Origin of the sequence: Paenibacillus sp. 4624 (assembly GCF_050435065.1) — a bacterium.
GTDB classification, from domain to species: Bacteria; Bacillota; Bacilli; order Paenibacillales; family Paenibacillaceae; genus Paenibacillus; species Paenibacillus amylolyticus_D.
This window is the reverse complement of record NZ_JBNDJR010000004.1, coordinates 392,440-418,449: the sequence shown is the minus strand read 5'-3', so window position 1 is coordinate 418,449 and position 26,010 is coordinate 392,440. Positions and strand designations below refer to the sequence as shown.

Genomic DNA, 26,010 nt, shown 5'->3' with positions numbered 1-26,010 from the left:
GGATTCGTTACCTGCTGTGTAGTACAGTGTAGGACCGCGTTAGATGAAATTAACGTTCCTGAATCCGGTTATACCAAATTTTACTGGTCAGCAAACCTGAAAGAATACCAGCTAAACCGCATAGAGCAACACTAAGCATTAACTGAACAGGGGAGAAACGAAACAGAAACGCGATTCCGCTGCCAAAGGTGGTTCCTGCGAGAAAGCCCAAGGCGATCCCCAGATGTTTGGAAGTTTTCATTTTATTCACCTGCTTCTAAAATAAAAGTATGGAGTGGTTCATTTTTGGATCAGGATAGTTGGTTGTTTGCGTACGTATCCAACATTTATGTAATGTAATGATCGTTCGCTGTACAGTTTCATTTTGTAGTTTTTTTAGGTGAATTATGCATCGTTCATCATTCTGGCGTATCCAATTTAAATAGGCTCTGGCCCCCGAGAGGGGCGCAGAGCCTATTGGCTGTTCACTGTTTTATTGATTTCGACGATCCTTAAGAATGACATCTGCGAACAGAATAGTTTTCGGGATGCGGAAAAATTGTTCCGCTTGTTCCTGAAACGCGGCAGAAGGCAGCGTCCCCTGATGCAGCCATTTGCGGAAAGTGCCGGGATGAACCCCGATCCAGTGGCTGACATCTGTCACCGACAAATCATGGACCATACACAGGCCGGTCAAAATACGGTTACTCACTGGAGAGCGGGTTACCGTCCGCTTCATAAAGCGGGAAGGCTCAGGTTGACAGATGACAGGACTATTGCGCACAACCTCTTCATTAAAAAGAATATGGCGCGGGTAGCCTAGCAACTGACAGGTCTTGTCCAGATTGGTACTGCCGGGTATTCGCCCTTCATACACCCACGCGCTTACACTGCGTGAGGAGATCGAGAGGTCTTCAGCGAGCTGAGACAATTTAATATCGTTGGCCATCAGCACGGCAAGAAGAACACGATTGCGGATTTGACAGCGTGTCGGTTTGCGGAACCGTTTAACACGGACACCTTTTCCCAAATATTTACGGTTGATCAGAGACCACGCCTGGATGGAATGTTGTTCTGGTTGATTAGGCATATTTCCTCCGATTTTTTTAACCAAATACTACAATAAATAAAGGGGTACTTTCAAGTGCCGCAATTACTGGTTTGAAAACCGCTTGTGCGTCATTCTACATGAAAGAGGGAACTATGAACTAGACCTCTTGCGAAACACATCCTAGTATATTCCTAGATTACAATGATTCACTAAAAAAGATGGAATGAATTGTACGAGATCACAAATTAATTAGTTCTATATACCTATTACTGGGTCTTTAGAACTTTTGTGTTGTTTTTGTTGATTTCATGCTGTTTTCCACCTGAACTCTCACTCTATTTGTGAATCTGCTTTTGGTGTTCAACCCAAAAAGGTGCACAAATCTGAAATGATAAATCCGCATGTTCAGCAAGACAGATGAACGGTCACAATCTCTCATTCTCACATATATTGTAGGGTGCTCAAACCAAGAAAGAACAAGGGAGAGGTGAGGAACGTGAGCCCAGCGGTGAGTTCGGTTACTGCTATTTCGGGAGCGGTTGTGACGTTCGCTTTTGGCGGGTGGGATCAGCTGCTTAGTCTGCTTGCGATCGCAATGGCCATTGATTATGTTACAGGTCTGGCGGCGGCGGTGAGAACGGGAACGGGATTGAACAGTAACATCGGCTTCTGGGGACTTGCGCGAAAAGGGCTAATGCTGACCGTTGTTCTGCTTGCTCACCGTATTGATCTGATTATGGGAACCGATATTATTAAGGGAGGAGCTATTTATTTTTACTTGGTCAATGAACTAATCTCAATAACAGAGAATTATGCTAGGATTGGACTGCCTTTACCTACCAAGCTCAGACAGGCTATCGCAGTACTTAAGAAACAAGAGGAACAGAATAGTCTGCCTGACCGGGAATGGAACATGCCTCAGCCAACTTCTGCTAGCCCTTCCTCCGTGAAAGAAGACGTTCAAACAAAAGAAGATGTTCAAACCGTGCAAGGTGAGGAGAAGGAGCCTGAGGATGGGGGAGTGTCCTCTGATACGTCGAATAAGTCGAAATTAACCAAGGATTAGCATTAGATTTATTATCACAGTTCGGGAAACGCATACAATGCATCCTTTCGTATTAGACGGTGATATGATATATTTTGGATACACGAAACATAGCTAATAGGTTCTAGTTATTAATTCAAACGAGGTGTTTGCCCAGATGATTAAGCATATTGTCCTGTTCAAAATGAAAGATCGTTCCGCAGAAAGTATTGAGGCCGCCGCCCAGGTTCTGCGTAATCTGGAAGGTAAGATTGATGTTCTCATGTCGCTTGAGGTAGGTATCGATGTTCTGCGCTCGGACAGATCGTTTGACATTTCACTGACGGCGGAATTTGCTTCGCTGGAAGATCTTCAAGCGTATCAGGTTCACCCGCTCCATCAGGATGTCATCAAGTATATGAATGAAGTCAGAGAACAATCCATTGCTGTTGACTATGTGATCTAAGGTTTTACACATTATATTCTGGATTTGAAGGGGAATCTTCATGAGCGATTTAAGAGACGTTATGGAATTTTTATATATTTTTGTTGTGTTTCTGATCGCTTGCCCTGTCATGATCTTCTGGCTTAAGCGCAGAGGAAAACGAAACCGATAACTCACTGAACGGGAAGTGAATGAATGTATTATGTGAACAGGGAGCAGATCGCTCGCCGGCTTGATGCGATACCGGAAGTTGCTGAAGGGCTTCGGCAGGTTGTACAGGCCTGGGATGGTGGTCTGGTATTGGGGATGGTGCAGGAACGTTGTCTGCATCTTGCCATTGAGATTGTGACTGATGTGGGCAGTTATCTCATTGATGGTTTCATTATGAGAGATGCAAGCAGTTACGATGATATTATTCAGATTAATTATGAAGAGAACGTATTTGATGAATCAACGTACGGTGTTTTGCGTCAACTTGTTACGTTGCGTAAACCGCTTGTGCAAGATTATTACAGCTGGCAACGAACCGTGTTGAATTCACTTAGTGCAGCCTTGCCGGATGTGCTTGAACAGTTCTCCGGCCAGGTAAGCACTTATGTGGAAAAAGAACTTGGACCGTTCCAGGGAAATGAAGGCCAAGTGACAGAGTAAGGAATGAGGGAAGTTGTATGGAGAAAGATTCGAAAGGGACAGATCAAGGAAAGCTGGAAAGCGACGAGATGTCTTCGGGTTTTCATCCCGTTTATATGGTGGAGTTCCTGTTTAATGAAAAGCCGGACGTGAATCGGCAGGTTTTACAGGAGGCGCTCATTCATCGGACGGGGCAAGGGAGACTCGATGTAAAGCAGGAGGAAAAGGAACAGGGAACACAGGAGATGCTGGTGTTTTACCATATGGCACATAAAGTGGCTTTCCAGGAAGGCAGTATTCCTGCTCAGACTTGTTTCCTGCCCGTACATGAGATTGTGGAGCGTGCACGTTTTGGAGGGGCTTTGCAGCAAGCTTGGCATTGGCCTGAAGCGGGACAAGCTTTAGCTTCTGCTCGATATTCGCTTCGGATTCATGATATGTTTACTGCTGCCATGCCGCGTAAACAGCGTCTGGACTTGTTCCAGAAAACGGTGCTGGCTGTATTGGACACACTGAATTGTGATGCGCTTTACTGGTACGGCAGTGACAAACTGGTTGAACCTGAAGCTTATAAGCAATCCCAGGAACGCGAGGAGCATCTCTATGCCGCAATGAATGTGCGGATGTATCAAGCGGGGGGGACGGAGCAACAGCGAGAGCTGGTTATGGATACCGTAGGTTTATCTGCGCTTGGCGTGCCTGATGTGCAATGTCACTTTACTGGACTTGACCCCGATACAGTGGCTCAGACACTGCTGGGTGCTGCGTATTACATATTTGATCAGGGGGATGTATTACAGGATGGTCAAACCTTGGGCTCGTCCGGTGGACAGCGCTGGCGCTGTGAGCATCAGTTTGCTTTAATTGCACCAGGGCGATATGTGGTAGATCTGAATCCGGGAGAAGAGCATGCTGTACCTGCGCCTCAGGCAGTCCGGTAAAATAAGAAGACGATGGGCATGTTAACCCGGAGCGGCTTTTGTTCCGTTTTTTTTCAATCTGGAGTGTCAGGCCAAGCCCATCTTGCTTATAATGCATGAACAGAGTAGGCATTGGCCCAGATGAACAAATCCTATCGTTGATTCATAAACCGATGTCTAATCCAATGAAAAGGAGAGATGCATCATGAAAGATTCGAACAAAAGCTTGTTGTGGGGGGCTTTAATCGGCTCCGTCGTTGGTTCGGTCACTGCACTGCTGCTTGCACCAAAATCAGGACGTGAATTGCGTCAGGATATCACCGAGGGTGCACGTCAAGTCACAGACAAAGGTCAGGAATTGGCTGTAAAAGTGGGAGAGCAAAGCTCGCAGATCGTATCGAAAGTGAAGGAAACGGCGGATGTAGTCATTAAGGATATCCAGTCCTGGCGTTGTTCTTCGGACGGTAAAGAAATTCGGATTTCTGCTGCAATTGCAGATGCGGATAAAGTTGAAGGTGTACAGGGGCGTGTGCAGCCTGAGATCCAGGTTCAAGAGCAAGCAGAGGATGCAGTACAAACTCAAGGTTTGAAATTGGTGCCAGTAGAGCAGGGGAACGAAAATATTGTGAAGCTTACAACCGATGAGTCCAAAGACGAAAACTAAGCAATGCGGGTTTAGCAGGCTTTCCCCAATCGGGTGGAAAGCCTGCTTTGTTGTGTGCTCATGCTCTGCATGACAACAGGATTTATAACCTTAAATTTGAACCCGGCGATGAAATCGGGTAAGATGTAGGTACCTTTTTGCCGGAAATTTCATAGGGTAGGTAGAAAGCCTTTTTGGTATGCATGATCAGAATGAATTTAATGAAGAAGGAAGCGGTGTGTTCGTGCAGCAAGCTATTGCTATATTAGACTCCGGTGTAGGGGGATTGACCGTTGCGAAGGAAGTGATGCGTCAGCTCCCGCGGGAAAAGATCATTTATTTTGGGGACACTGCCCGGACACCGTACGGACCCCGTTCGTCCGAACAAGTGAAACAATTTACGGAGCAAATCGTTGATTTTTTGATCCAGTTTAATCCGAAAGTGATCGTGATCGCCTGTAATACGGCCACAGCCGCCGCACTGGAATATATCCGTGCGAAGGTGAACGTTCCTGTTATTGGGGTAATCCATCCTGGTGCAAGGGCAGCCATTATGGCGACACGCACGGGGCGGATTGGTGTCATTGGTACTGTGGGAACGATCGGAAGTGGGGCGTATACGTCCGCACTCAAGCAGCTGTCTCCTTATGTGGATGTGGTCAGTCAGGCTTGTCCCGCACTGGTGCCGCTGGTGGAGAAAGGTGAATTTCGTTCCGAACATACAACGCATACGGTGGACCAAGCGCTTGGAGATATTAAAGGACAGCCTATTGACTGCCTGATTCTTGGCTGTACTCATTATCCGTTTCTGATGGATACCATCCAGGATGTTATGGGCCAGGATGTAAAGCTCATCAGTTCAGCCGATGAAACAGCGAGAGAAATCAGTACCATCTTATATGATAAACGCAAGTTGGCAAGCGGAGACGAAACGCCTGTGCATCAGTTTTTCTGTACAGGTGATCCACGCATGTTCCAGAATATTACGAAGCAGTGGCTGGGAGAGCAAATTTCCAAGACACCTGTCGTCTGGCAGGTCACGCAGTTGTCGTAATTGCTGTCACGAAATGACTTTGAAATCATCATTTGTAGGAATGGAAAAAGGATTAAGCCGCATTCATATTTGTAATTTTGCTTCGGTGCCCGGACCTGTAGAGGTTCGGGCTTTTATATTTTTCCTGAGCACGGTGTAACCTTGGTCTGCTCTGGCGGCTAGAACATCTAACATCGAAGTCTGCGAACGATGTCACATGACGGACAACCGTGCTCGCATACGATAATACAGAGCCGAGTAGGCGAGAACCCAAGTGGGAGAATAAGACCTGTGGAAGGGAGAACAACATGGAACTGCAATGGATTATCGTGAAAACAGGTGACACGTTACCGCGAATTGCTTCGGCATATCGTATGACTAAAGCATTGTTGTGTGCGTTGAATCCCGAAGCTGCAGCGCAGCCTTACTTGCTTGCGGGTCAGATGCTGCGTGTGGTGCCTGGAACTGGGCGCAGATATGCAGTGCCACCGGGAGAAACGGTGCAGGAAACGGCAGAACGTTTTGGATTATCGGAAGACCAGCTTCGTGAGAGGAATCCCGAAATCTCCAAGGTGAAGGATTGGGGTGGCTGCTGTATATATATTCCTCAGGCTGGTGGGAAAACCATCGTGAACATTGAGGGTGAATATGGATATCGTGAATTGATCAGAGATATACAGCGATTGGAAGTGCAATATTCCTGTGTAGAATCGGGAGAGATCGGTACAAGTGTGATGGGAAAAAAACTGCCCTATGTGCGAATCGGGCAAGGCCCCCGCCATATCCATGTTAATGCATCGGTTCACGCCAATGAATGGTTAACCACGCCTGTTCTCATGAGGTTTATTGAAGAATATGCTGAGGCGTATTCCTCGGACTCGCATTGGCACACTTATGATCCGCAGCGCTGGATGCAAGAAACGACCTTGTGGGCAGTTCCCATGGTGAATCCAGACGGTGTGGAGTTGGTTCAGGAAGGCGTAGTGAATCATCATAAGTATGCTTCTGAATTACTTGCGTGGAATGGTGGGCGGCCACACTTTACACATTGGAAAGCGAACATCAGAGGTGTGGATCTTAATGATCAGTTTCCGGCTCACTGGGACGAGGAGGTTGCGCGCAGGGGTGTTTTTTCGCCTGGTCCAAGGGATTATGCGGGCAAGGCTCCGTTAACAGAACCTGAGGCTCAGGCGCTTGCACGGTGGACGCAGGAACATTCATTTGCTACAGTTGTATCCCTGCACAGCCAAGGCCAAGAAATTTATTGGAATTATCGGGATCTGGAGCCGAGAGAGAGTGCACCGCTGTCGCGTAAGCTAGCAAAGGCATCCGGATATAAAGCGGTAAAACTTGGTGGTAGTGATGCTGGGTATAAAGATTGGTTTATTCAAGCGTTTGGCATGCCGGGCTTCACTGTAGAGGTAGGTCTGGGAGTGAATCCGCTACCTGTGGAGCAATTTGATGACATTTGCGTGGAAGTGGGCATGCTGCTGGCAGAATTGTTATCCCATGGAGAGCGTGAGGCGGGCGCTTCGAGTCAGCAGGCATGAAACGAAACGATCGTTCAGACGTATAACTGGAACGGGCGCTGAAGCGGCGCTCGTTTTTTATCTTTGTAAATCGAAGTTTAATAACCCTGATTCTGATGAATTGGTTTGTCAGCCGAGCTGAACGTAAATATCCTGTGCTGGTGTCCGAAAATATAACTTCATGTTGTTTTCGCATCAATGTTATTGCGATTAGTTGTAACTTTCTTTACAATAGATGCTGGAGTTTAAAATGAATGCTGAAATTGTTGAAACCAGCAATGACAATATAGGAGATGAATTGAATGAACTGCAAAATCACTCGTAACGCAGCGAAAGTGTTGAAGCTTGAACTGGACAAGCCGGAGAACGAAGGTAAACTATTGCGTGTTGTGATTACACATGCACACGGAGACCATGCGCATTACGGACTTGACCTGGATACGCCGGGAGATAATGACACTGTAGTATCTACAGATAAGGGCATTGACGTTATTTTGGAAAATGGACAACCTATGCTCGATGGCGTAAAAATTGATTACCTCTACTTGCCACAAGAAGGATTTGTGATCACGAATCCATCCAAAGGCAACCACGGCGACCACTAAGGGAGCGAAGAAGGGGAACTCATGGCTAACGATATCCGCGTATGCGAAAAATGTAATCATATCCGATTGAAGTCGATTGTGCCTAAGCTGGAGAAGATGGCTCCAGGCACAGAAGTCAAGATCGGTTGTAAATCTTATTGCGGCCCGTGTGCGAAGCGTGCTTTTGTTTTCATCAATGGCCGATACATCAGTGCTCCAACAGAAGAGGAAGTGCTGACGAAGGTTTCCAAGTTCATCAAGTAAGCGTATAGCAAGATGTTTTGACAACTTGCAATGAACTTGCAGTAACGATGCGATATACCTGAAAAGGAGGGGCAGAAGCCTCTCCTTTTTGCGTTTCATTTTGTTTTAGCCCAAGTTTTGATGACGATTCTCATGCGAATGGAGCAAAAATATTTGGAAGGTATCCTCCCGGATTTCAATGGCGATCCTAACCTCTTCTTTATTTAGAACATGAATATGGCCCATCCGTTCCTCCTTTAGTTCCGTCCAACCCGCCTCATGTAACTTTTGAAAATAATCTTCAGGCGGATATAGTCCTTGTTCACCACCGATGTGTTTCAGTTCATACGTTTCGCTTCGAGATTGTGTGGGATGATCGGAATATGCTGCGGATTCAATGAGTATAGCATTGGCAGGCACGGGGATATCCCTATGCAGCGCTGAAGAGACGTATCCTTTGATCTCATAAGTGGAGTTCGTGAGGCGCTGCGTCCAAACAATAAAAAATAGGAGTAACAGAACGGATAGCAATGAAACGGTTAGGAGGCCTAAACGAATCCCCTTTGTACTCAAGTGGCATTCCTCCTGTTTTTTTGATCTTAGATGCTTCTGTTCTTTTAACGTATCTTGGAAGCATAAAGTTTGAACAAAATTTGAAAAAAAGAATAAGCTTGGCTTGTGCAATCCATGCTAACAAGGTGACAGGAATATGATTCCGAGGAGGAATAACTCATGCCCAAGCGTTATGATTCCAGTTTGCAAGCGAGTACAACCGTATCTCAGGCGCAAAATGCGGTGAACAAGCTTCATTATGCTGTTTCCCAGGCCATGTCCCATCCGAATGCACAGACCATCGTGCAGGCAGAGCAACGGCTGGCTCACACCGAGCAGGCGATGAAGCAGGCGGAGCTGTCTCTGGGTGGACAGGGCTTCGAGTTAGCACAGGAAATGTTCATTGAGGAGAAGAAAAGGTTACATTCACTCCAGAATCAGCACAGGCAAGGGAAGAAGTAAACCGTTCCTGTTACACCGCAAACCTGCAGGCCGTTATGGTCTGCAGGTCTTTTTTTGTTTTTTTTCAGCGCTTAAAATTCTGTCAGAAGGTTAATAGACCGTGAGCAGGCAAAAATCAATACGGGAGGTACAGGATGACCAAACATATTACAGATTGTACAATTCTGAACAACGGAGTGACAATGCCATGGCTTGGAATCGGGACTTATAAGGCGAAGGGAAAAGAAGTGCAACAGGCGGTAGAGACGGCTCTGGAAGTAGGGTATCGGAGCATTGATACCGCGTCTGTTTATGGCAATGAGGAAGAAGTGGGACAAGCCATTGCGAGTAGTGGTGTGGCCCGTAATGAACTATTCGTAACAACAAAGCTCTGGAATGATGATCAAGGTTATGATTCGACGCTTAGGGCGTTTGAAGCCAGCCAGAAGAAGCTTGGTTTAAATGTCATTGATCTATATTTGATTCACTGGCCAGGCCGGGATCAATATAAAGAGACGTGGAGAGCTTTTGAACGTCTGTATAGCGAAGGAAGTGTGCGTGCGATCGGTGTGAGTAACTTTCAGGTACATCATCTGCGCGATCTAATAGATGAAGGTGGTACGGTGCCTGCGGTGAATCAGGTGGAACTACATCCGGGACTGATCCAGCAGGAACTTCAGGATTTCTGCGGAGCTCAGGGTATTCAACTTGAGGCATGGAGCCCAATTATGAAGGGTAAGCTGAATCAGGATTCAACTCTCAAGGGACTGGCTCAGAAGTACGGCAAAACGCCGGCTCAGATCATTCTGCGCTGGGACATCCAGAATCAGATTGTGACGATTCCAAAATCAGTGACACCTGAACGAATTCGTGAGAATGCAGATATCTTTGATTTTGAATTGACACCAGATGAACTGAGACAGATTGACGCATTGGATGCGGACAAACGCACAGGGCCGCATCCGGATCAGTTATTCTGGGATTAGGGCGAAGCTAATTTTCCAATTGAATAAGTATGGACGTTGGAGGAAGCGTCGGTGACGAATCGAACATGATATCGACGTTTGGTGAGAGCTCTGGTGACGAATCGTTCTTTCGATCGCTGTTGTTTTCGAATTTCCTTGATTGAAGATTCTAAAGGTTTGAAATTCGAAATCAAAGGCGAACGCTCCGCTTCTACAGAATCGATTTCGTCCCCTCCGCAGCAACGTTTGATAGGGGGAGTCACTTGGAAAAGTAGCTTCGGAGGTCGAGGGCAGTGACAAAACGGAGGGCTTCGCTTCTCCGTTTTGTTCTGTTTAGGTTGTTTGTTAGTGTGTAGAGGGGGACAGCGGCAGTAAACTTAAAAAGCAGCAAGGTCATGAGCATAGCCATGATCCTGCTGCTTTTTAAGTTAGTTAGAAGGTTTGTTTTGAGGAACCTCGCAACCTTCTTCTGTGCATACACCGTTGCTATCTGATGCGGTATCGTTCGATTCAACAATGGTGAACGGGGAGCGTTCATCCCATGCTTTTTGGAGAGCATCCAGGAAGACATCGTCAGGCTGCGCTCCGGAAACGGCAAATTTGCGATCGAGAACGAAGAATGGAACACCCCGGATGCCGAGCTGTGCGCCTTCTGCCTGGTCAGCACGTACGTTATCGGTATATTGATCGCTGGACAGAACGGCAATCGCAGCTTCGCGATCCAAACCTACCTCCTGAGCAAGATCAGCGAGTACTTGAGCATCACCAGCGTGTTTGCCTTCAATAAAGATGGCGTGGAACAAACGCTCACTCAGATCAAGTGCTTTACCTTGAGTATCTGCCCAGTGGGTCAGACGGTGAGCGGCAAAGGAGTTTGTTGGAATCATGGCATCAATATTATATTCGAGCCCTGCTGTACGAGCATTGGCATTCATCTGTGCATTCATCCCGCGAGCTTGTTCCTCACTAATGTTGTACTTGGAAGTCAGATAGTCTATATTTGTTTTTCCGCTGTTCTCTTCTGCGTTAGGATCAAGCTCAAAGCTTTTAAATTGTAACTTCACTTCATCCCGATGAGGGAATTTTTCCAGTACATTTTCTAGACGGCGTTTGCCGATATAACAGAAAGGGCACATGAAATCAGACCATACTTCAATATTCATTGGTTTAAAACCTCCATTATGTTCCTAATTGAAACTATTACAGTTACAATTATAAAGCGACTTTCGAATTTTCGCAAGTTATTCGGGTTTATTTGTTCGAGTAAGCCTTTGTCCAATGGTTTGGTTGAAGCTCATTTAATGTTTTGAAAACAAGCTGTCCGGAAGGATCGTATACAGCTGCTTTGACGTCCCCTCCCCAGTAAAAGAGACGTTCCTGGCAGATTCCGCAAGGTGTAAGCACTTTGAATCCGGTACTTTCGCCATCGCGCGCTACGCAGAGAGAGTGGGTTACCCGCTCATTTAATTTATGAGCTTCCAGATAAGCGCCTGTTTCCATGCAAAGATGCACTGCATCGTTGATGACCTCTGGGGCTACGCTGATGAGCAGAGATCCAGCATCGGTGTATACAGCACCTGCCCCGCCCCAACCTTGGGGGTACCGCTCTTTAACGAACTCGGTAGCAGCATCATAAAGTTTTTGTTCGATATCGTGTGCATGAATGTTAGATGACATAAGATGAGGCTCCTTTATAAAAGAGTGTGTCTGACATGTATTTCGTTTTTCTGTATCTGATTATTTTTTCGAAGAGTTCTCGGTTGCGTCTGCTGGATGTTCCTTTTCCTCACGGAATTGACGAATCAGATCGTAGGTAATGAGCGTATCAGACACATGCAGACGTTTTGAAGCTGTTTCAAAACCGACCTTGCAGGCGTTGATATCCGTCTTTTCGTGAGTGGATTGGTCGTAACAGGCTCCGTTTGCATAAAGGTAATCATCTGATGGAATATAGAACACTTTACTGTCTGTGAACGAACCGTTACGCAGCACTACCGTACGTTCCGTGTCGTTGTACACATTGTTTCCCATGTGATAATAGGATTCATCCGATATCCCTAGCAAATGCAGCACCGATGGTGTAATATCCAGCTGCCCTGACGGTTTATCAAAGGTACCGGCTTCAGCTCCGTCTGGTAAATGTACCAGCAGTGGAACCTCATTCATGATCTGTGCCATATCAAGGTCGTTCAGCTTACGGCCTAGAAATTTCTCATATAGAGCTTTGTCGGTAATCGAGCTGTCATGGTCACCGTAGAACATAAAGATGGTTTTTTCCCATAACCCCCGATTCTTCAGATCTTCCACCATACCACCGATTGCGGCATCCACGTAGTGAACAGACTGCAGATAATTTCCGAACATTGTACCTTGGAATTCACCCACATCCAGCTGCTGTTTCTCTTTAGGCAGAGAGGCGTAAGGGTGATGACTGCTAAGCGTGATGAGGAATGAATAAAAAGGTTCTTTCGCCTCATTGCTCATTTTCTCCACGGACTGCCGGAAAAAAGATACATCTGACAATGACCAGCCAAGCGGGTCATCTTCGACGAAATCATTTTTGCTGTAGAACTTGTCGTATTTCATATTCTGATACATCGTATATCGGTTCCAGAACCCGCTCTCGTAGGCGTGAAATACGTTGGTGTTATAGCCATGATCCTTCAAAATGGAAGGCAACGAATCGTACATATGGTCTGCATATCGTACAAATGCTGAACCTACAGGAAGAGGGTGCAGAGAGATGTTGGCGCCGAAGTCGGCATCTGACGTTCTTCCCTGTCCAGTCTGGTGATAAAAGTGGCTGTAATACTGGCTTTCTTTCATCAGTTCATTGAAGTGGGGGGTGATTTCCTGCCCGCCAATGCTTTGTCCAATCATAAAATTCATAAAGGCTTCGCCTTGCACGATAATAACGTTGCTATCTTTATATTTTCCGTATAACGGCTGGTTGTTCTGTCCTGCACTCGACTTTTGTCGATCTGCAAAATAAGCTTTGACCTCCTGGATATCGGCGGGATCAGCTTCGGGGCCGGAACCCATATTATTTTTGACATAAGAGTACGTATCATAGCCGTGAAAAGCGAGTAATCCGGTTACGTTGTACATGGATACATTCCACCAATTGTTATCAAACAGCCCTTTGGCCCAGGTTTTGCTGTAATAATAGATAGGTCCGGCACCAAGGCCCAATCCCAGAATGAGCGCTGTGACACCTGCCAACAGACGGCGGCGGAGACGCTTTTTAGGAGATGTGGAGGAAGTGAAAGAGTAACCGCCGTAACTACCGATAGAACTGCTTGTGTACATCCCTGACGCTTGACCCGAGCGATAACGTCTACTGAACAGCATTAAGGCTGCAAACGGAATAACAATGAACAAATCGGCAAAAAACCATATATCACGGGCATAGATTAAAGTGGCAATGCTGTCTCCGAGTGCGTCCACCTGTCGTGCCTGTAGGAGCACAGGAATGGTAAGGAAATCCTGAAAGTAGCGATAATAGACCATATCCGCATAGATGAGTGCAGTAAGAAATAAGTGAAGGATCGTAAGTGCAGCAACCATGCCCCTACGAGGCAGCCACCAGACCCAGAAGGACAGAAGTAGCAAGGAGCCGATCGCAATCACTTTGTCGAGCAGTCCCATGGTGATGTTATACGCGTGCAGATTGTGATGCAGCAGCATCAGTTTAAGCAGGATAAGTACTGTGAAAATAACATATAGCGTCAATGGGTGACGCAGAAGCCCGAGCGTTCTGGAACTCCGCATAGGCTGACTGAAAACCATCTTGTTTCCCCCTTTTTGTGTAGTTGTTCATGATTCGAGAGGATGAGGCTGTAGATTAAAGATTGTTATTTATTTTGTTAACGGAATGTAAAACAGGACTTCATATATTATAGCGTGACCGCTTCGCATTTCAACTATGCTCATCTTCATACTCGCCTGTCATACAGGCCTTCTTATAAGGTAGGAAGTCTGCTTTTGTTGGGTGTTCGGTGATCAAACAAAAGAAAAACGCTCCAACCGTAAAGGTCAGAGCGTTGCTTAACCATAATTATCTTTAAGCTTGCGGTGTTTTGTTGCGCGGTGGCAGTGGCCCCAAATATTGATAGTACTGGGTTTCAATCCGTCCATTGAACAGTTTGCGACGCTTGTCCGCTTTATGTCCGAAATACTCTTCAAATGCTTTCGTGGAGGTGATGGCAAAAAACGACCACGTTGGCATATCTAGATAAGAGCGACCAAGGGAACGGAGCAACTTCTGCACTTCTTTTTCTTCACTCAGACGTTCGCCATAAGGTGGGTTGGTAATGATAACCCCATATTCCCCTTGAGGTCTGGCCCGGTGTGCTGGCAGTACACTGACTTCAATATCTTTGGCAAAGCCAGCACTTTTGATCGCCGCTTGCGCAACCTCAATCGCTTCAGGATCGATGTCGCTACCTGAAATTTGCAGAGGTACATCGTCACGCACGGCATCAAATGCTTCCTCGCGTGCTTGTTCCCAAAGCTCAGCAGGAATCACGTCCCAGTTCTCGGAGTTAAATGTACGACGAAGCCCTGGCGCGATATTCCATCCAATCATGGCGGCTTCAATCAGCATGGTGCCTGAACCGCAGCATGGATCGTAGAACGGGCGGGAAACATTCCAACGACTAAGCTGAATCAGAGCAGCTGCCAGTGTTTCTTTCAGTGGCGCTTCTGTAACAAGTTTGCGGTATCCGCGTTTATGAAGTCCTGGGCCTGTTGTATCCAGTGTAATCAGAGCGCGGTCATTCAACAGAATCACTTCGACCACATAACGGGCTCCATTTTCAGGGAACCATTCAGTGTGATGCGTCAGCTTCAGTTTTTCAACAATCGCCTTTTTGACAATACCTTGGGAAGCAGGCACACTGCTCAGTTGTGATTTCTGTGATCGTCCTTCAACCGGAAATTCACCGTTTGCGGGAATCCACTCTTCCCACGGTAGTGCTTTGGTGCCCTCAAACAATTCATCAAATGTGGTTGCAGGGAATTCACCCATATTAACCAGCACACGATCCGAACTTCTCAGCCACAGGTTACAGCGACAAATATCAATATAATCTCCTGTGAAAAATACCCGGCCATTATCGACCCTAGCGTCCTCATACCCCAACTGTTTCAGTTCCCGGGCAACAACGGCCTCAAGTCCCATCGCGGAGGTTGCAATCAATTGCAATCGAGCCATGTGAATTCATTCAACTCCATTTCAAGCCGCAGCTGGCGTAAGCTTCCCGCGGCGAATATAGTAACGGTGCGGCCTTGCCGCTTTCCGTGAAAAAACTTACAATGAGTAATGCGGCTTAACCGCATAGACATCAATGCAGATTATTCGTTTTTGTGCGTAGAGTACACTGTGTTGATACCAAACATTTATTATAAAACATTGGCATCCATATGAAAAGCTATCCAAGGCATTTATAAAGAAAGCTGTCTAGGGGCATTGATATGGAAAGTAGTCCAGATGTGCAAGGAGGAACTTCGTGGTGAATCTGACCCCGGACGAATATGTAAATCAATTATTTCAAGAGGATGAGCTCTTGTTAAAAGTAAAAGAGGCCATTCGAGCGAATGGCATGCCGGAGGTTTCGGTGGCTGCGGCGTATGGACGCTTGCTCACCTTTCTGGCCAAAACCTCTAAAGCTGAGGCTGTGCTCGAAATTGGTGTGCTCGGCGGTTACAGCGGCATCTGCCTTGCTCGTGGGCTGAGCGAAGGGGGACGCTTGACTTCCCTAGAACTGAAAGAAGAATACGCGGCTATGGCTCGTGGACATTTGGAGGAAGGTGGGTTCGGCAGTCAAGTCGAGTACCGAATTGGGCCTGCGGCAGACAGTCTGGAGCAACTGGCACAGGAAGGACGTACCTTTGATTTCTTCTTTATTGACGCAGATAAGGAAAATTATCCGGTTTATCTGGATTATGCAATTCGCCTTGCGCGTCCAGGTGCAGTCATCGTAGGGGACAACTGTTTCCTGCGCGGTCGCACGCTTAATCCGGACAAGCAAGGCCCGGCCGTGCTTGCTGTGCGTCGTTTCAACGAGCAGATGGCAAGTGACCCGCGTTTGGTTACAACCATGCTTCCGGACTATGACGGTTTGGCACTGGCTTGGGTGAAATAGATCATTTGAACTCCGTTGAAAGCCTGCTTGAAAGCCAAGTTAAATGTGAAATTAGATCGTGGTGACATGTAGTTTTAATTTATGCCTTTTGCATGTGTCATACAATTCACTTGAAAGCGTCCGATACAATACGGGTACCTGTAATGGTTTCGAAATAGTCTACCTTCAAGCTTCGTAACGATGACAAAAGTTCGACCTCGGCCTTTGTATGATCAGGCAACGGATAATGTATAGCCGAATAGTTGGTATGCAATTCGGGAGTGAAGGTTGTGCCGCCGCTGATGAATCCGGTGCGGGGATACTGAGATTCGAGGAAAAAGTAATCCATATGTGTTAATGTTCCTTTCCGAATGTTGTCTATTATTCATTATAAAGGATAATAGGATGGGGAAAAGGCCAAAGCAGGATGAACCTTTGCTTTGGCCTTTTTACGTACATCTGGCAATTATTTTTCGATGACTTATACTTCTGGGATGCCATATGTTTCGAACCATTTTTTGATCGTATCAAAATCATCACTGAAAGACAGTCCGAGCATTAAAAGAATCCTTGCTTGCTGTGGACTGAGGTTATCCCCGGCAATGATGCCTTTTCCTCCGCCATACACGCTGCCTGAACCAGTTCGGGTTGTCGTGACGAAAATAACCCCTTCTTCAATAGCCTTCGTACGGGCTTGCCCCATTGCCCTGGAAATTCCGCCTGCCCCTGTGCCTGAGGTGACAATGCCTTTCACTCCATTTTTCACAAAACCTTCGATCGCTCCGCCGCCGGCTTCTTGATAAGAGATGGCGATCTCCACTTTGGCAAGATCGGCTTTGGTAATTTTGCTAAGGTCAAATGCAGGTTTCGCTGTGCCCTCCGGTTTCATAGCACGAGCCGGAGCGCGATAAATCCGAATGTTCTCTTCATCAATATAACCCACTGCACCGAGCATTGGCGTTTCAAAAGTGTCTGTCCGGTAGTCGTTGGTTTTGGTTACCCCACGTGCAAGCTGAATCGTATCATTCAGCATCAAGACGGTGCCAAAAGATTTCGTGCGGCCGCTGCCAGCCAGCTTAATTGCATTGTAGAGATTCGCTTGGGCATCAGAGCCAATGACCGTCCAAGGTCGCATTGAACCTGTGATGATTACAGGTTTGTCGCTTTGTACGGTCATATCAAGGAAGTAAGCAATTTCCTCCATCGTATCTGTACCTGTGGTTACTACCACGCTGTCATATTGAGCGAGAGCTTTATCCACAGTTTGAGACAAGTCGTACAGGTCAGCCATCGTATAGGAGCCTGAACCGGAATTGCCGAATTGAAGTGTGCTCACATCCGCAATTTTCTGTTTGTCCGGCAAGTCTTTGACCATATCAGCAATAAGAAGTGTGCCGGCCTTATAGTTTTGGAAGCTGGTTGCGTCTTCCGATTGTCCTGCAATCGTTCCACCTGTACCGATTACAAGCACATTAGGAAGTGAAGATTGTTTGGAGGATTCAGGCAGAGCGGGGATCGTAGTGTTACGTGTAGGACTTGCTGGGGTGGTCTGAACATTGCCTACTGTACCCTTAACCTCAACTGTAGCGGCTTGAGCGGCATAAGTTCCTATTGGAGACAGAGAAAGGGTTAGTGCGGTTAGTGCAGCGGTACTCCATACGGCCCAAGGGCGAAGGTTAGATGATTTTTTCATGCTGATACACTCCTTCAAGTAATTTTTGTGTGAGGTATTCTCTTTTTTTATGTAAGTAGATTGAGATAATGATATTTGGTGTTAGATAATATAACAAACATAGATTCATACAGAAATAACGCTTACAATCAATGTTTTTAATAGATAAACAGATATTTAATAGGGAAAATGGCTGAATTTAAATTTTTATATATTCTTAGTTAAAAGGTAAGAGAAGAGAAAATCGTAGAAAAACCATTACTATATGTTATCTAAATTGACATAATTATCTTTCGACATTTACAAGGGTAGTTGGTAGCATACGCTGGGACGAGAGACTTATTTACGCTGAAATAGTTGGAATCCCTATCCAGTTGTGGTTATAATGAATAGGAACATATATGTAAATAAATATATATTATTGATTGGAGGAAACACGATGAAACAAGCACCCCGAAAATATGCCAATTACATTCCTATTCGGGAATTGCACAACAAGGAGCGCCAATTATCTCCCTTCCAGGTGTATGCAGAACTTCGTGAGAACACTCCAGTCCGATATGATGAGCATCGTGAATGCTGGGATGTTTTTCGGTACGAAGATGTGCAGTATGTGTTAAAAAATCCTAAGCTGTTCTCTTCTGAACGTAACCGTGCCGGTACCAGCATGTTAACGACAGATCCACCGAAGCACAAACAGCTTCGTGACTTGGTCAATCAGGCGTTTACGCCCAAGGCGATAGAGGCTCTTGCACCACGTATTCAGGAAATCACGGATGAGCTGCTGGCTCCGCACTTGTCGGGTGGAAGGATGAACCTGATTGATGATCTTGCAACGCCACTACCCGTCATCGTTATTGCTGAACTGATTGGTGTTCCGGCTACAGATCGGCGTGAATTCAAAGAGTGGTCGGATGTGCTTGTGAAAGGTGCACGTGATGACAGTGAAGAGGCTTTTCAAGAGTTGGAGAAGGATAAGCTGAAGAACATACAGGAGTTATATGCCTATTTCACAGACATTATGGAACAGCGTCGTTTAAAGCCTCAAGACGATCTTATCTCTTTGCTATTAGATGCGGAGATTGAGGGCGAGAAGTTAACGGAGGAAGAAGTGGTCAATTTTTGCATTCTCCTGCTGGCTGCAGGGAACGAGACAACTACCAATTTGATTGCAAATGCAGTGCGTATTCTATCTGAACAACCCGAACTGCAAGAGGAGTTGCGTGAGCATCCGGACAAGGTGGCAAGTGCCGTAGAAGAGACACTGCGTTATTATCCGCCGATTGTAGCCATTGGACGTGTTGCGAGGGAAGATATAGAACTAGGAGGCAAGGCGATCAAGGCAGGTGAGCAGGTTATATCCTGGGTTGGGGCTGCCAATCGCGACAGTGTACAGTTTGAACGTGCAGATGAGTTTGTGTCGAATCGTAAACCCAACAGGCATATGGGATTTGGATTCGGAATTCATTTCTGCCTTGGTGCACCGCTGGCACGTCTGGAAGCAAGAGTGGCGTTGCATACCTTGCTCCAGCGTATGGAACGGATACACTTAGCTCCTGAAACGACCCTGGAGCCGATTCAAAGCGCTTTTGTATTTGGAGTAAAGGAATATCCGATTCAATTCAATAAACGACGAGTATAGTAGAAAAGCCGCTCTCAGGCCAGGAATGGCGCTGAAGCGGCTTTTGATGCTTATTATGGTTTGCGATGAGTGTGTGGAACGGTATGCTCTTCTACAATATTTCTGTTCCTATAGAACATTTAAGTCGTTTTTGATTCCTCCATACGGACAGGTGTTTTGTACAATTTGAATCGAACCCATACCATATTGAGCAATAGTAGGCCGCCGGATACGATAAAGAGTCCCTCAATACCTATGAAGCCGGCGAGGAATCCGCCAATGACTGCGCCCAGCATATTACCGAGAGCAAGTGTGCTTGTGTTAAAACTGAATGCCCGGCTAATCATGTTATCAGGGGAATACCCCCGAATCAACGCGTTTACGCTTGGAAGCAAGCCGCCCATAAATATCCCCATCACAAAGCGAACAAGGATGAGTTGCCACACCGTTTGCACGAAAGCTTGCGGAATAAGCATGATCCCGGTTCCGATCAGTGAAAAAGTGAGGACTCGGTGTGATCCAATCCGGTCACTGAGTTTTCCGAGTACCGGAGACATCGCCATATTGGATATCCCTGTAACTGCACCGACCATACCTGCCCAGAAGGCTACGTCCACTGCGGTTCCATGCAGTTTTTGTACATATATGGGCAAGAGCGACATCGGACTGATCATTGCAAATTGCAGCAGGAACGTCACAGCGAATAGTGCCGGCAGCTGAGGTAATTTGCTAAGCTCCTTCAAACCGGATAATACCGATTGATCTGGCAACTTGGCAGCTTTTTCACGGTCGAACGTCTCCCTTACGAGGAACATCGCAAGCATAGAAGCTACAAAGATGAGCCCGCCTGTAATGTAGAAAATAGGACGGAACCCCACCGCATCCGCAAGCAGGCCGCCAATAAGTGGACCCAAAATCGTACCTGCCACCTGACCGGACTGGCTGATCCCCATCGCAAACCCCATACGATCCTTTGGCGTTGTGCCTGAGATCAGAGCAACAGCTGCAGGGTTGAAGCCAGAGATGGTTCCGTTCAGCAAGCGCAATAAGAGAAGTTGCCAAGGGTTTTGCACGAGACCCATCAATGCGATAACAACAGCCATACCGAAGCCGGAGCGAAGCAGCATAATTTTTCGTCCGTATTTATCCGACAACTTGCCCCAGAGCGGCTGAAACAAAAAAGAGGTGAGGAAATTGGCTGCAAAAATAAATCCGGCCCAAATTCCAATTTCGTGCTCACCTACAACGCCCAGATCTCTGGCAAGAAACAGCGACAGAAAAGGCGTAATCATGGTCATGCCTGCATTGACCAGGAATTGTCCAAACCAAAGCACAATGAGATTGACTTTCCACGTTTTCAAAGTGCTTTCACTTCCTTTCAAAGATTTTTCTGTAATTCTCAAAAAAAGCGATTCTTTTATTATATCACAAATGGCATATCCATGAGGGGTGTAACGAATGTCATAGTATTGTCACTTGGAACACATCCCCATATGGTTGTTACGGCTGTATAAAAAGGGCATAATGGTAGTTATGAGTCCAAAAACTATTGGAGGCTTCTTACATGAGCTATAATGATCGACTGATTCGGGCTAGTTTCAAACAGCAGGTTGACCGTGTGCCGGTATGGTATATGCGCCAGGCTGGACGTTACGATCCTGAATATCGCAAAATTAAAGAAAAGTACTCCTTGCTCGAAATATGCCAGCAACCTGAACTGGCGGCTGAAGTTACACTCATGCCTGTACGTAAGCTGGGTGTGGATGCGGCTATTTTGTATTCCGATATTATGAATCCGGTTGCTTCGCTTGGCATTGATTTTGACATTGTAAAAAATATAGGTCCGGTGATTGATAACCCCATTCGTTCGGCTGCCGATGTAGATCGTCTACGTCCCATCGATGTGGAAGGGGACTTGTCTCACATTCTGGAAACCATTCGTATTTTGGACAAGGAACTTGACGTTCCGCTAATTACATTTGCAGGGGCTCCGTTTACGATTGCGAGTTATCTGATTGAAGGTCAACCTTCCAAAGGATATATTCGAACCAAAACGATGATGTACAGTGAGCCGGAAGTGTGGCACAAACTGATGCAGAAGCTTGGCGATATGGTCATTACATATATTCGTGCTCATATCGCAAATGGCGGTAAGGCATTTCAGTTATTTGACAGCTGGGTAGGGGCGCTCTCTCCCAAAGATTTCAAAACGTATGTGCTTCCAACGATTACTCGTATCTTTACCGAATTATCTGATTTGAATGTACCGAAAATCTATTTCCCTGGAGTGGCCTCGGGTGAGTTGTTGCCAACCCTGCAGGATTTGCGGGCGAATGTCATCGGACTTGACTGGAGAGTTTCCATATCAGAAGGTCGTAGGCGCTTGGGCGGGAAATTTGCGGTGCAGGGTAATCTGGATCCGTACATCCTGACTGCCCCAATGGAATTAATCAAAGAACAGGCGAAAGCAATCATAGATGAAGGGATCAAGGACCCGGGTTATATTTTCAATCTGGGACATGGCTTGTTCCCGGAAGCTTCTCTTGATAAATTAAAAGAACTCACAGCTTATATTCATGAATATTCAACAGAAGCTTTGAAGACGGGAGTGACGGTTAGCAATGACTAATACTGTAGGCGTACTGGTGATGTCATATGGCACACCTGAAAATATGGAAAGTGTTGAGGCGTATTACACACATATCCGCAGAGGGCGTCCGCCTGAGCCGGAACAGCTGAAAGAACTGAAAGATCGCTATGAAGCGATTGTTGGCGGCGTGTTCCCTTTGCGCGAGAACACGGATAACCAGGTGAGAAACCTTCAGGAGACGTTGCAAAAGGATGAGCGTCGCGGCGAGGTTGAATTCCGCTGTTATCAAGGACTGAAACATGCTTATCCTTTTATTGAGGATGGTGTGGAACAGATGGCGAAAGATGGCATTAAGAACGCTATTGGCATTGTGCTTGCGCCCCATTTCTCCACCATGAGTGTAGGCAGTTATATTAAACGTGCACGAGAAAAAGCCGAAGAACTTGGTATCCAGATGTCCTTTATTGAAAGTTATCATTTGCATCCGAAGCTCATTCAGGCTCTTTCTACGCGAGTAAGTGCTAAGCTTGATGCATTCGAGGAAGCGGGAGCGAAACGCGGAGATGTTAAGGTACTGTTTAGTGCTCATAGTCTGCCCGCACGCATTGTTGACATGGGTGATCCTTATCCGAATCAATTGCTGGAAACTTCCGAGGCCATTGCTTCCCGAGTGGGGATTGCCAACTGGCAGTTTACTTGGCAAAGTGCTGGGCGGACTGCTGAACCTTGGCTCGGCCCGGATATTCTGGATACACTCCAAGAGCTTTCGCGCGAACAAGTGGAAGATGTGCTCGTAGCTCCAATCGGTTTCGTCTCGGATCATCTGGAAGTATTGTATGATCTCGACATTGAAGCCAAAGCGATTGCTAAAGAAATGGACATGCGGTTGATGCGCATTGATTCGCTTAATAGTGATCCGTTGTACATGGAGACATTGAGCGATTCTATTATTTGCCAATGGCAGCAAGGGTCTGATAACTAATGGAAGACAAGAAAAGACGTATTGTTATTGTCGGCGGGGGCCTGACAGGCCTCAGCGCGGCATTTTATATCCGCAAGCATTACAGGGAAGCTGGTTTTGAACCCGCGATTACCTTGCTTGAGAAGAGTTCGTCTATGGGCGGCATGATCGAAACGCTGCATCGGGACGGATTTGTAATCGAGAAAGGTCCTGACTCTTTCCTGGCTCGTAAAACAGCGATGATTGATCTGGCAAAGGAACTGGAGATGGATCATGAACTCGTCAGCCAAAACCCGGAGTCGAAAAAAACATATATTATGCAGCGCGGTAAGCTTCATCCCATGCCAGCGGGTCTGGTGTTAGGCATCCCGACAGAACTGAAGCCTTTTCTGAAAAGCGGGCTGGTCTCTCCGGCGGGCAAGCTGCGAGCGCTGATGGATTTTATTATTCCACCCAAGCGTACAACAGAGGATGAATCTCTCGGTTATATGATTGAGCGCAGGCTTGGCTCAGAAGTGCTGGAAAACCTGACTGAACCGCTTCTGGCGGGCATTTATGCAGGAGATATGCGAAAGCTCAGCCTACAAGCGACGTTCCCGCAGTTTGGAGAGGTGGAGCGGGATTATGGCAGTTTAATCCGAGGCATGATGACAGGACGTAAACCGACTGAGACACATACAGGCACCAAACGGAGTGCGTTCCTGAACTTCCGTCAGGGGTTGCAAAGTCTTGTGCATGCGCTTGTCCATGAGCTTCATGATGTGGACCAGCGTTTGAATACGGGCGCCCAATCCTTGGAGCGTGTGGATGAACGTAACGCCAGATATCGGGTTGCACTCGATAACGGACAATTTTTGGAGGCAGATGACGTTGTAATCACCGTGCCGACTTATGTGGCTTCTGGGCTTCTAAAACCGCATGTGGATACATCGGCGCTGGATGCAATCAATTATGTATCTGTTGCTAATGTCGTTCTGGCCTTTGAGAAAAAAGAAGTGGAACATGTCTTCGACGGTTCTGGGTTTCTGGTGCCACGTAAAGAGGGACGTAATATTACGGCCTGCACGTGGACATCTACCAAATGGCTGCATACCAGCCCGGACGACAAAGTCTTGCTTCGTTGTTATGTGGGCCGCTCTGGAGATGAACAGAATGTGGAGCTTCCGGATGAGGCGCTTACGGAGCTAGTCATGAAAGATCTAAGAGAAACGATGGGTATTCAAGCAACGCCGATTTTCTCCGAGATTACTAGATTGCGTAAATCAATGCCGCAGTATCCTGTCGGCCATCTTCAGCATCTTGCTAACCTTCGTAAAGAGCTTGGAGAAAAAATTCCGGGTGTTTACATTGCAGGGGCTGGTTATGAGGGTGTGGGATTACCGGACTGTATCAGACAAGCGAAAGAAATGTCCATACAGGCCTCCGCACAGCTGACCTCGACGAACTAAGAGTATGAATTATAGATCCGCCGTCTCCAATGTAGCAGCATCTACAAAAGGGGCGGCTTTTTTTATAGGATGTACATCCAGAATATGCTTGATATAATGGTAAGCATATGGATCTATTGTTAAGAAGAGGAGTTGCTTATGTATCCCCCAAGGTCACAGCGAAGCTCAGAAAAGAAAAAAGTAAGACGAACCCGTAATACAAAAATCAGGATTGTGAATGTAATATTAATTCTAGCAATTGGTCTTATCGGCTTATATTACCTCTTGAACACACGTGAACAGCAACCTTCCCAGCCTGCCAATTCAGAGGTTGTACAGCAGGATCCGCCCTCAGGGGTGAACGATAAGGGTGGGGATGCATTGAACCAGCCCGAACCTGACGCTGATTCAGCTGAATCACCGGATAAAGATGCTGCTTCGGTAGATGGGAAACCAAATGCAGAGCCGGACGATGCTGTAAACAACCCTGAATCGGGTACGGGCGAAACATCGGGGGCAGGTAGCGAGAAGCCGGCAACCGGAACAAAGCCTGCAAATACTGGCAAGGGAAACTCGGGTAAGACAGATGGTGATAAGGGAACCCCTTCAACGTCTGATTCATCCAAGGATGTCACCATTCATTTTGTTGGCGACATTCAATTTTCCGGAAAAATTGCAGAATTGCTGGAGAAGAACGGATACGATTATCCATTTGCCAAGCTTGGCTCTATGTTTCAGAGTGACGATTTAACGATCGGTAATCTGGAGACTCCGGTGACCCATGGTGGTACGGGGGCTGCGGATAAAACCTATGTTTACAAATCCTCGCCCAAAGCGTTGCAAGCTATGTCTGCGGCAGGGTTTGATGCCGTTAACCTGGCAAACAATCACATTCTGGATCAAGGTGTGGAAGGGCTCGTCGATACGTTAACGTATCTTAATGATTACGGTATCGCACATGCTGGTGCGGGTATGAATGGTACGGAGGCTTATGAACCTGCCTATTTTGAGCGCAAAGGCATGAAAATTGCTTTGCTTGGTTTCAGTCGGGTCGTTCCTGTAGCTAGCTGGAAGGCAGACGGGAATCGGGCTGGTGTAGCGGAAGCGTATGACTCTACAAGAGCGATCGCAGCGATTCAGTCTGCGCGTAAGAAGGCCGATCTGGTTATCGTCGTCGCGCATTGGGGGGAAGAGCGTGTGAGCACCCCTAATGCCGATCAAACGAGGCTGGCGCATGAGTTTGTGGATGCGGGTGCTGATCTGATTATTGGCGGTCACCCTCATGTTTTGCAAGGGCTTGAGTACTACAAAGGCAAATGGATTGCATATAGTACGGGGAATTTTATTTTTACGAGATCGACGAATGAAGAAACGTGGAAAACAGCTGTCTTTCAGGCGCGTTGCAGTCGCGAAGCGGTGTGCAGTATGAAGGTGATTCCGTATGAAGCGGCTCTTGGGCAGGCTGTGCCAATGCTTGATGAGGCGAACCGACTTCTGCTGGAGCAGATGTCTAAGATGTCATCAGGCGTTCGAGTGAACGCAGATGGAACTGTAGTGCCTAACTAAGTAGCGTTT

26 protein-coding genes and 1 pseudogene are annotated in these 26,010 nt (G+C 46.7%); 17 read left to right on the top strand and 10 right to left on the bottom strand.

Features of this window, described 5'->3' with window-relative positions:
- Positions 1-49 precede the first annotated feature (49 nt).
- Both ABIE27_RS12340 and ABIE27_RS12335 read right to left on the bottom strand, forming a co-directional pair.
- Positions 50-241, bottom strand: coding sequence for a hypothetical protein (locus tag ABIE27_RS12340; RefSeq protein WP_123064253.1), 192 nt, complete (start codon positions 239-241; stop codon positions 50-52).
- Between the two features lie 231 nt (positions 242-472).
- Positions 473-1,069: a helix-turn-helix domain-containing protein gene (locus tag ABIE27_RS12335; protein ID WP_090920440.1), complete on the bottom strand. Its 597-nt coding sequence runs from the start codon at positions 1,067-1,069 to the stop codon at positions 473-475.
- Between the two features lie 448 nt (positions 1,070-1,517).
- Between ABIE27_RS12335 and ABIE27_RS12330 the strand changes: the two are divergent.
- From ABIE27_RS12330 to ABIE27_RS12290, 9 genes and pseudogenes are all read left to right on the top strand, one after another.
- Positions 1,518-1,934, top strand: a pseudogene (locus ABIE27_RS12330) (phage holin family protein); the annotation flags it as partial.
- A 298-nt stretch (positions 1,935-2,232) separates the two neighbouring features.
- A complete protein-coding gene (locus tag ABIE27_RS12325; protein WP_123064255.1) occupies positions 2,233-2,520 on the top strand; it encodes a Dabb family protein in 288 nt (95 codons plus the stop codon).
- 174 nt (positions 2,521-2,694) lie between these two features.
- Complete coding sequence (locus tag ABIE27_RS12320) at positions 2,695-3,150, top strand: DUF86 domain-containing protein (RefSeq protein WP_123064256.1); 456 nt, start codon at positions 2,695-2,697, stop codon at positions 3,148-3,150.
- A gap of 17 nt (positions 3,151-3,167) precedes the next feature.
- Positions 3,168-4,070 carry a DUF4261 domain-containing protein gene (locus ABIE27_RS12315; protein WP_123064257.1) on the top strand — a complete coding sequence of 301 codons (903 nt, stop codon included), beginning with the start codon at positions 3,168-3,170 and terminating at the stop codon, positions 4,068-4,070.
- A gap of 184 nt (positions 4,071-4,254) precedes the next feature.
- Entirely contained in the window at positions 4,255-4,713 is a 459-nt protein-coding gene (locus ABIE27_RS12310; protein ID WP_123064258.1) for a YtxH domain-containing protein, read from the top strand.
- Between the two features lie 223 nt (positions 4,714-4,936).
- Positions 4,937-5,746, top strand: coding sequence for a glutamate racemase (gene racE / locus ABIE27_RS12305; protein ID WP_123064509.1), 810 nt, complete (start codon positions 4,937-4,939; stop codon positions 5,744-5,746).
- A gap of 287 nt (positions 5,747-6,033) precedes the next feature.
- Positions 6,034-7,275 carry a M14 family metallopeptidase gene (locus tag ABIE27_RS12300; RefSeq protein ID WP_429350604.1) on the top strand — a complete coding sequence of 414 codons (1,242 nt, stop codon included), beginning with the start codon at positions 6,034-6,036 and terminating at the stop codon, positions 7,273-7,275.
- A gap of 281 nt (positions 7,276-7,556) precedes the next feature.
- On the top strand, positions 7,557-7,859 hold the full coding sequence (locus ABIE27_RS12295; RefSeq protein WP_090920458.1) for a heme biosynthesis protein HemY: 303 nt from the start codon (positions 7,557-7,559) through the stop codon (positions 7,857-7,859).
- Positions 7,860-7,880: 21 nt separating this feature from the next.
- Entirely contained in the window at positions 7,881-8,102 is a 222-nt protein-coding gene (locus ABIE27_RS12290; RefSeq protein ID WP_123064259.1) for a DUF1450 domain-containing protein, read from the top strand.
- 105 nt (positions 8,103-8,207) lie between these two features.
- Here ABIE27_RS12290 and ABIE27_RS12285 read toward each other — a convergent pair whose 3' ends face one another.
- The gene (locus ABIE27_RS12285) at positions 8,208-8,654 is read right to left on the bottom strand and encodes a hypothetical protein (RefSeq protein WP_123064260.1); all 447 of its coding nucleotides are present in this window, start codon (positions 8,652-8,654) and stop codon (positions 8,208-8,210) included.
- Positions 8,655-8,813: 159 nt separating this feature from the next.
- Between ABIE27_RS12285 and ABIE27_RS12280 the strand changes: the two genes are divergently transcribed.
- Together ABIE27_RS12280 and ABIE27_RS12275 are read left to right on the top strand one after the other, a co-directional pair.
- A complete protein-coding gene (locus ABIE27_RS12280) occupies positions 8,814-9,095 on the top strand; it encodes a hypothetical protein (RefSeq protein WP_123064261.1) in 282 nt (93 codons plus the stop codon).
- 134 nt (positions 9,096-9,229) lie between these two features.
- A complete protein-coding gene (locus ABIE27_RS12275) occupies positions 9,230-10,060 on the top strand; it encodes an aldo/keto reductase (RefSeq protein ID WP_123064262.1) in 831 nt (276 codons plus the stop codon).
- Between the two features lie 407 nt (positions 10,061-10,467).
- Here the strand turns inward: ABIE27_RS12275 and ABIE27_RS12270 are convergent, their stop codons facing one another.
- The 4 genes from ABIE27_RS12270 to ABIE27_RS12255 form a co-directional block, all read right to left on the bottom strand.
- A complete protein-coding gene (locus ABIE27_RS12270) occupies positions 10,468-11,202 on the bottom strand; it encodes a DsbA family oxidoreductase (protein ID WP_123064263.1) in 735 nt (244 codons plus the stop codon).
- A gap of 88 nt (positions 11,203-11,290) precedes the next feature.
- Positions 11,291-11,716 carry a cytidine deaminase gene (locus ABIE27_RS12265; RefSeq protein ID WP_123064264.1) on the bottom strand — a complete coding sequence of 142 codons (426 nt, stop codon included), beginning with the start codon at positions 11,714-11,716 and terminating at the stop codon, positions 11,291-11,293.
- A 60-nt stretch (positions 11,717-11,776) separates the two neighbouring features.
- Positions 11,777-13,810 (bottom strand): LTA synthase family protein, encoded by a 2,034-nt coding sequence (locus ABIE27_RS12260; RefSeq protein ID WP_429350603.1) that lies wholly within the window; start codon positions 13,808-13,810, stop codon positions 11,777-11,779.
- A 292-nt stretch (positions 13,811-14,102) separates the two neighbouring features.
- Entirely contained in the window at positions 14,103-15,254 is a 1,152-nt protein-coding gene (locus ABIE27_RS12255; protein ID WP_123064266.1) for a THUMP domain-containing class I SAM-dependent RNA methyltransferase, read from the bottom strand.
- Between the two features lie 298 nt (positions 15,255-15,552).
- On the opposite strand from ABIE27_RS12255, the gene ABIE27_RS12250 reads away from it, so the two are divergent.
- Positions 15,553-16,185, top strand: a complete 633-nt coding sequence (locus tag ABIE27_RS12250; protein WP_123064511.1) for an O-methyltransferase — start codon at positions 15,553-15,555, stop codon at positions 16,183-16,185.
- A 106-nt stretch (positions 16,186-16,291) separates the two neighbouring features.
- Here the strand turns inward: ABIE27_RS12250 and ABIE27_RS12245 are convergent, their stop codons facing one another.
- Complete coding sequence (locus ABIE27_RS12245) at positions 16,292-16,513, bottom strand: hypothetical protein (protein ID WP_151458069.1); 222 nt, start codon at positions 16,511-16,513, stop codon at positions 16,292-16,294.
- A 132-nt stretch (positions 16,514-16,645) separates the two neighbouring features.
- Complete coding sequence (locus ABIE27_RS12240; RefSeq protein WP_429350602.1) at positions 16,646-17,857, bottom strand: asparaginase; 1,212 nt, start codon at positions 17,855-17,857, stop codon at positions 16,646-16,648.
- A gap of 418 nt (positions 17,858-18,275) precedes the next feature.
- Here ABIE27_RS12240 and ABIE27_RS12235 point away from each other — a divergent pair, with 418 nt between their 5' ends.
- On the top strand, positions 18,276-19,478 hold the full coding sequence (locus tag ABIE27_RS12235; RefSeq protein ID WP_429350601.1) for a cytochrome P450: 1,203 nt from the start codon (positions 18,276-18,278) through the stop codon (positions 19,476-19,478).
- Positions 19,479-19,597: 119 nt separating this feature from the next.
- Here ABIE27_RS12235 and ABIE27_RS12230 read toward each other — a convergent pair whose 3' ends face one another.
- A complete protein-coding gene (locus tag ABIE27_RS12230) occupies positions 19,598-20,818 on the bottom strand; it encodes an MFS transporter (protein WP_123064269.1) in 1,221 nt (406 codons plus the stop codon).
- Positions 20,819-21,021: 203 nt separating this feature from the next.
- Here ABIE27_RS12230 and hemE point away from each other — a divergent pair, with 203 nt between their 5' ends.
- The 4 genes from hemE to ABIE27_RS12210 all read left to right on the top strand — a co-directional run bounded on the left by hemE (position 21,022) and on the right by ABIE27_RS12210 (position 26,001).
- A complete protein-coding gene (gene hemE / locus ABIE27_RS12225; protein WP_123064270.1) occupies positions 21,022-22,086 on the top strand; it encodes a uroporphyrinogen decarboxylase in 1,065 nt (354 codons plus the stop codon).
- Entirely contained in the window at positions 22,079-23,029 is a 951-nt protein-coding gene (gene hemH / locus ABIE27_RS12220) for a ferrochelatase (RefSeq protein WP_429350600.1), read from the top strand. Before hemE ends, hemH begins: the two co-directional genes overlap by 8 nt.
- Positions 23,029-24,456, top strand: a complete 1,428-nt coding sequence (gene hemY, locus ABIE27_RS12215; protein ID WP_123064272.1) for a protoporphyrinogen oxidase — start codon at positions 23,029-23,031, stop codon at positions 24,454-24,456. The genes hemH and hemY overlap by 1 nt, the downstream gene beginning before the upstream one ends.
- 138 nt (positions 24,457-24,594) lie before the next feature.
- Positions 24,595-26,001 carry a CapA family protein gene (locus ABIE27_RS12210; RefSeq protein ID WP_429350599.1) on the top strand — a complete coding sequence of 469 codons (1,407 nt, stop codon included), beginning with the start codon at positions 24,595-24,597 and terminating at the stop codon, positions 25,999-26,001.
- Positions 26,002-26,010: the final 9 nt, after the last annotated feature.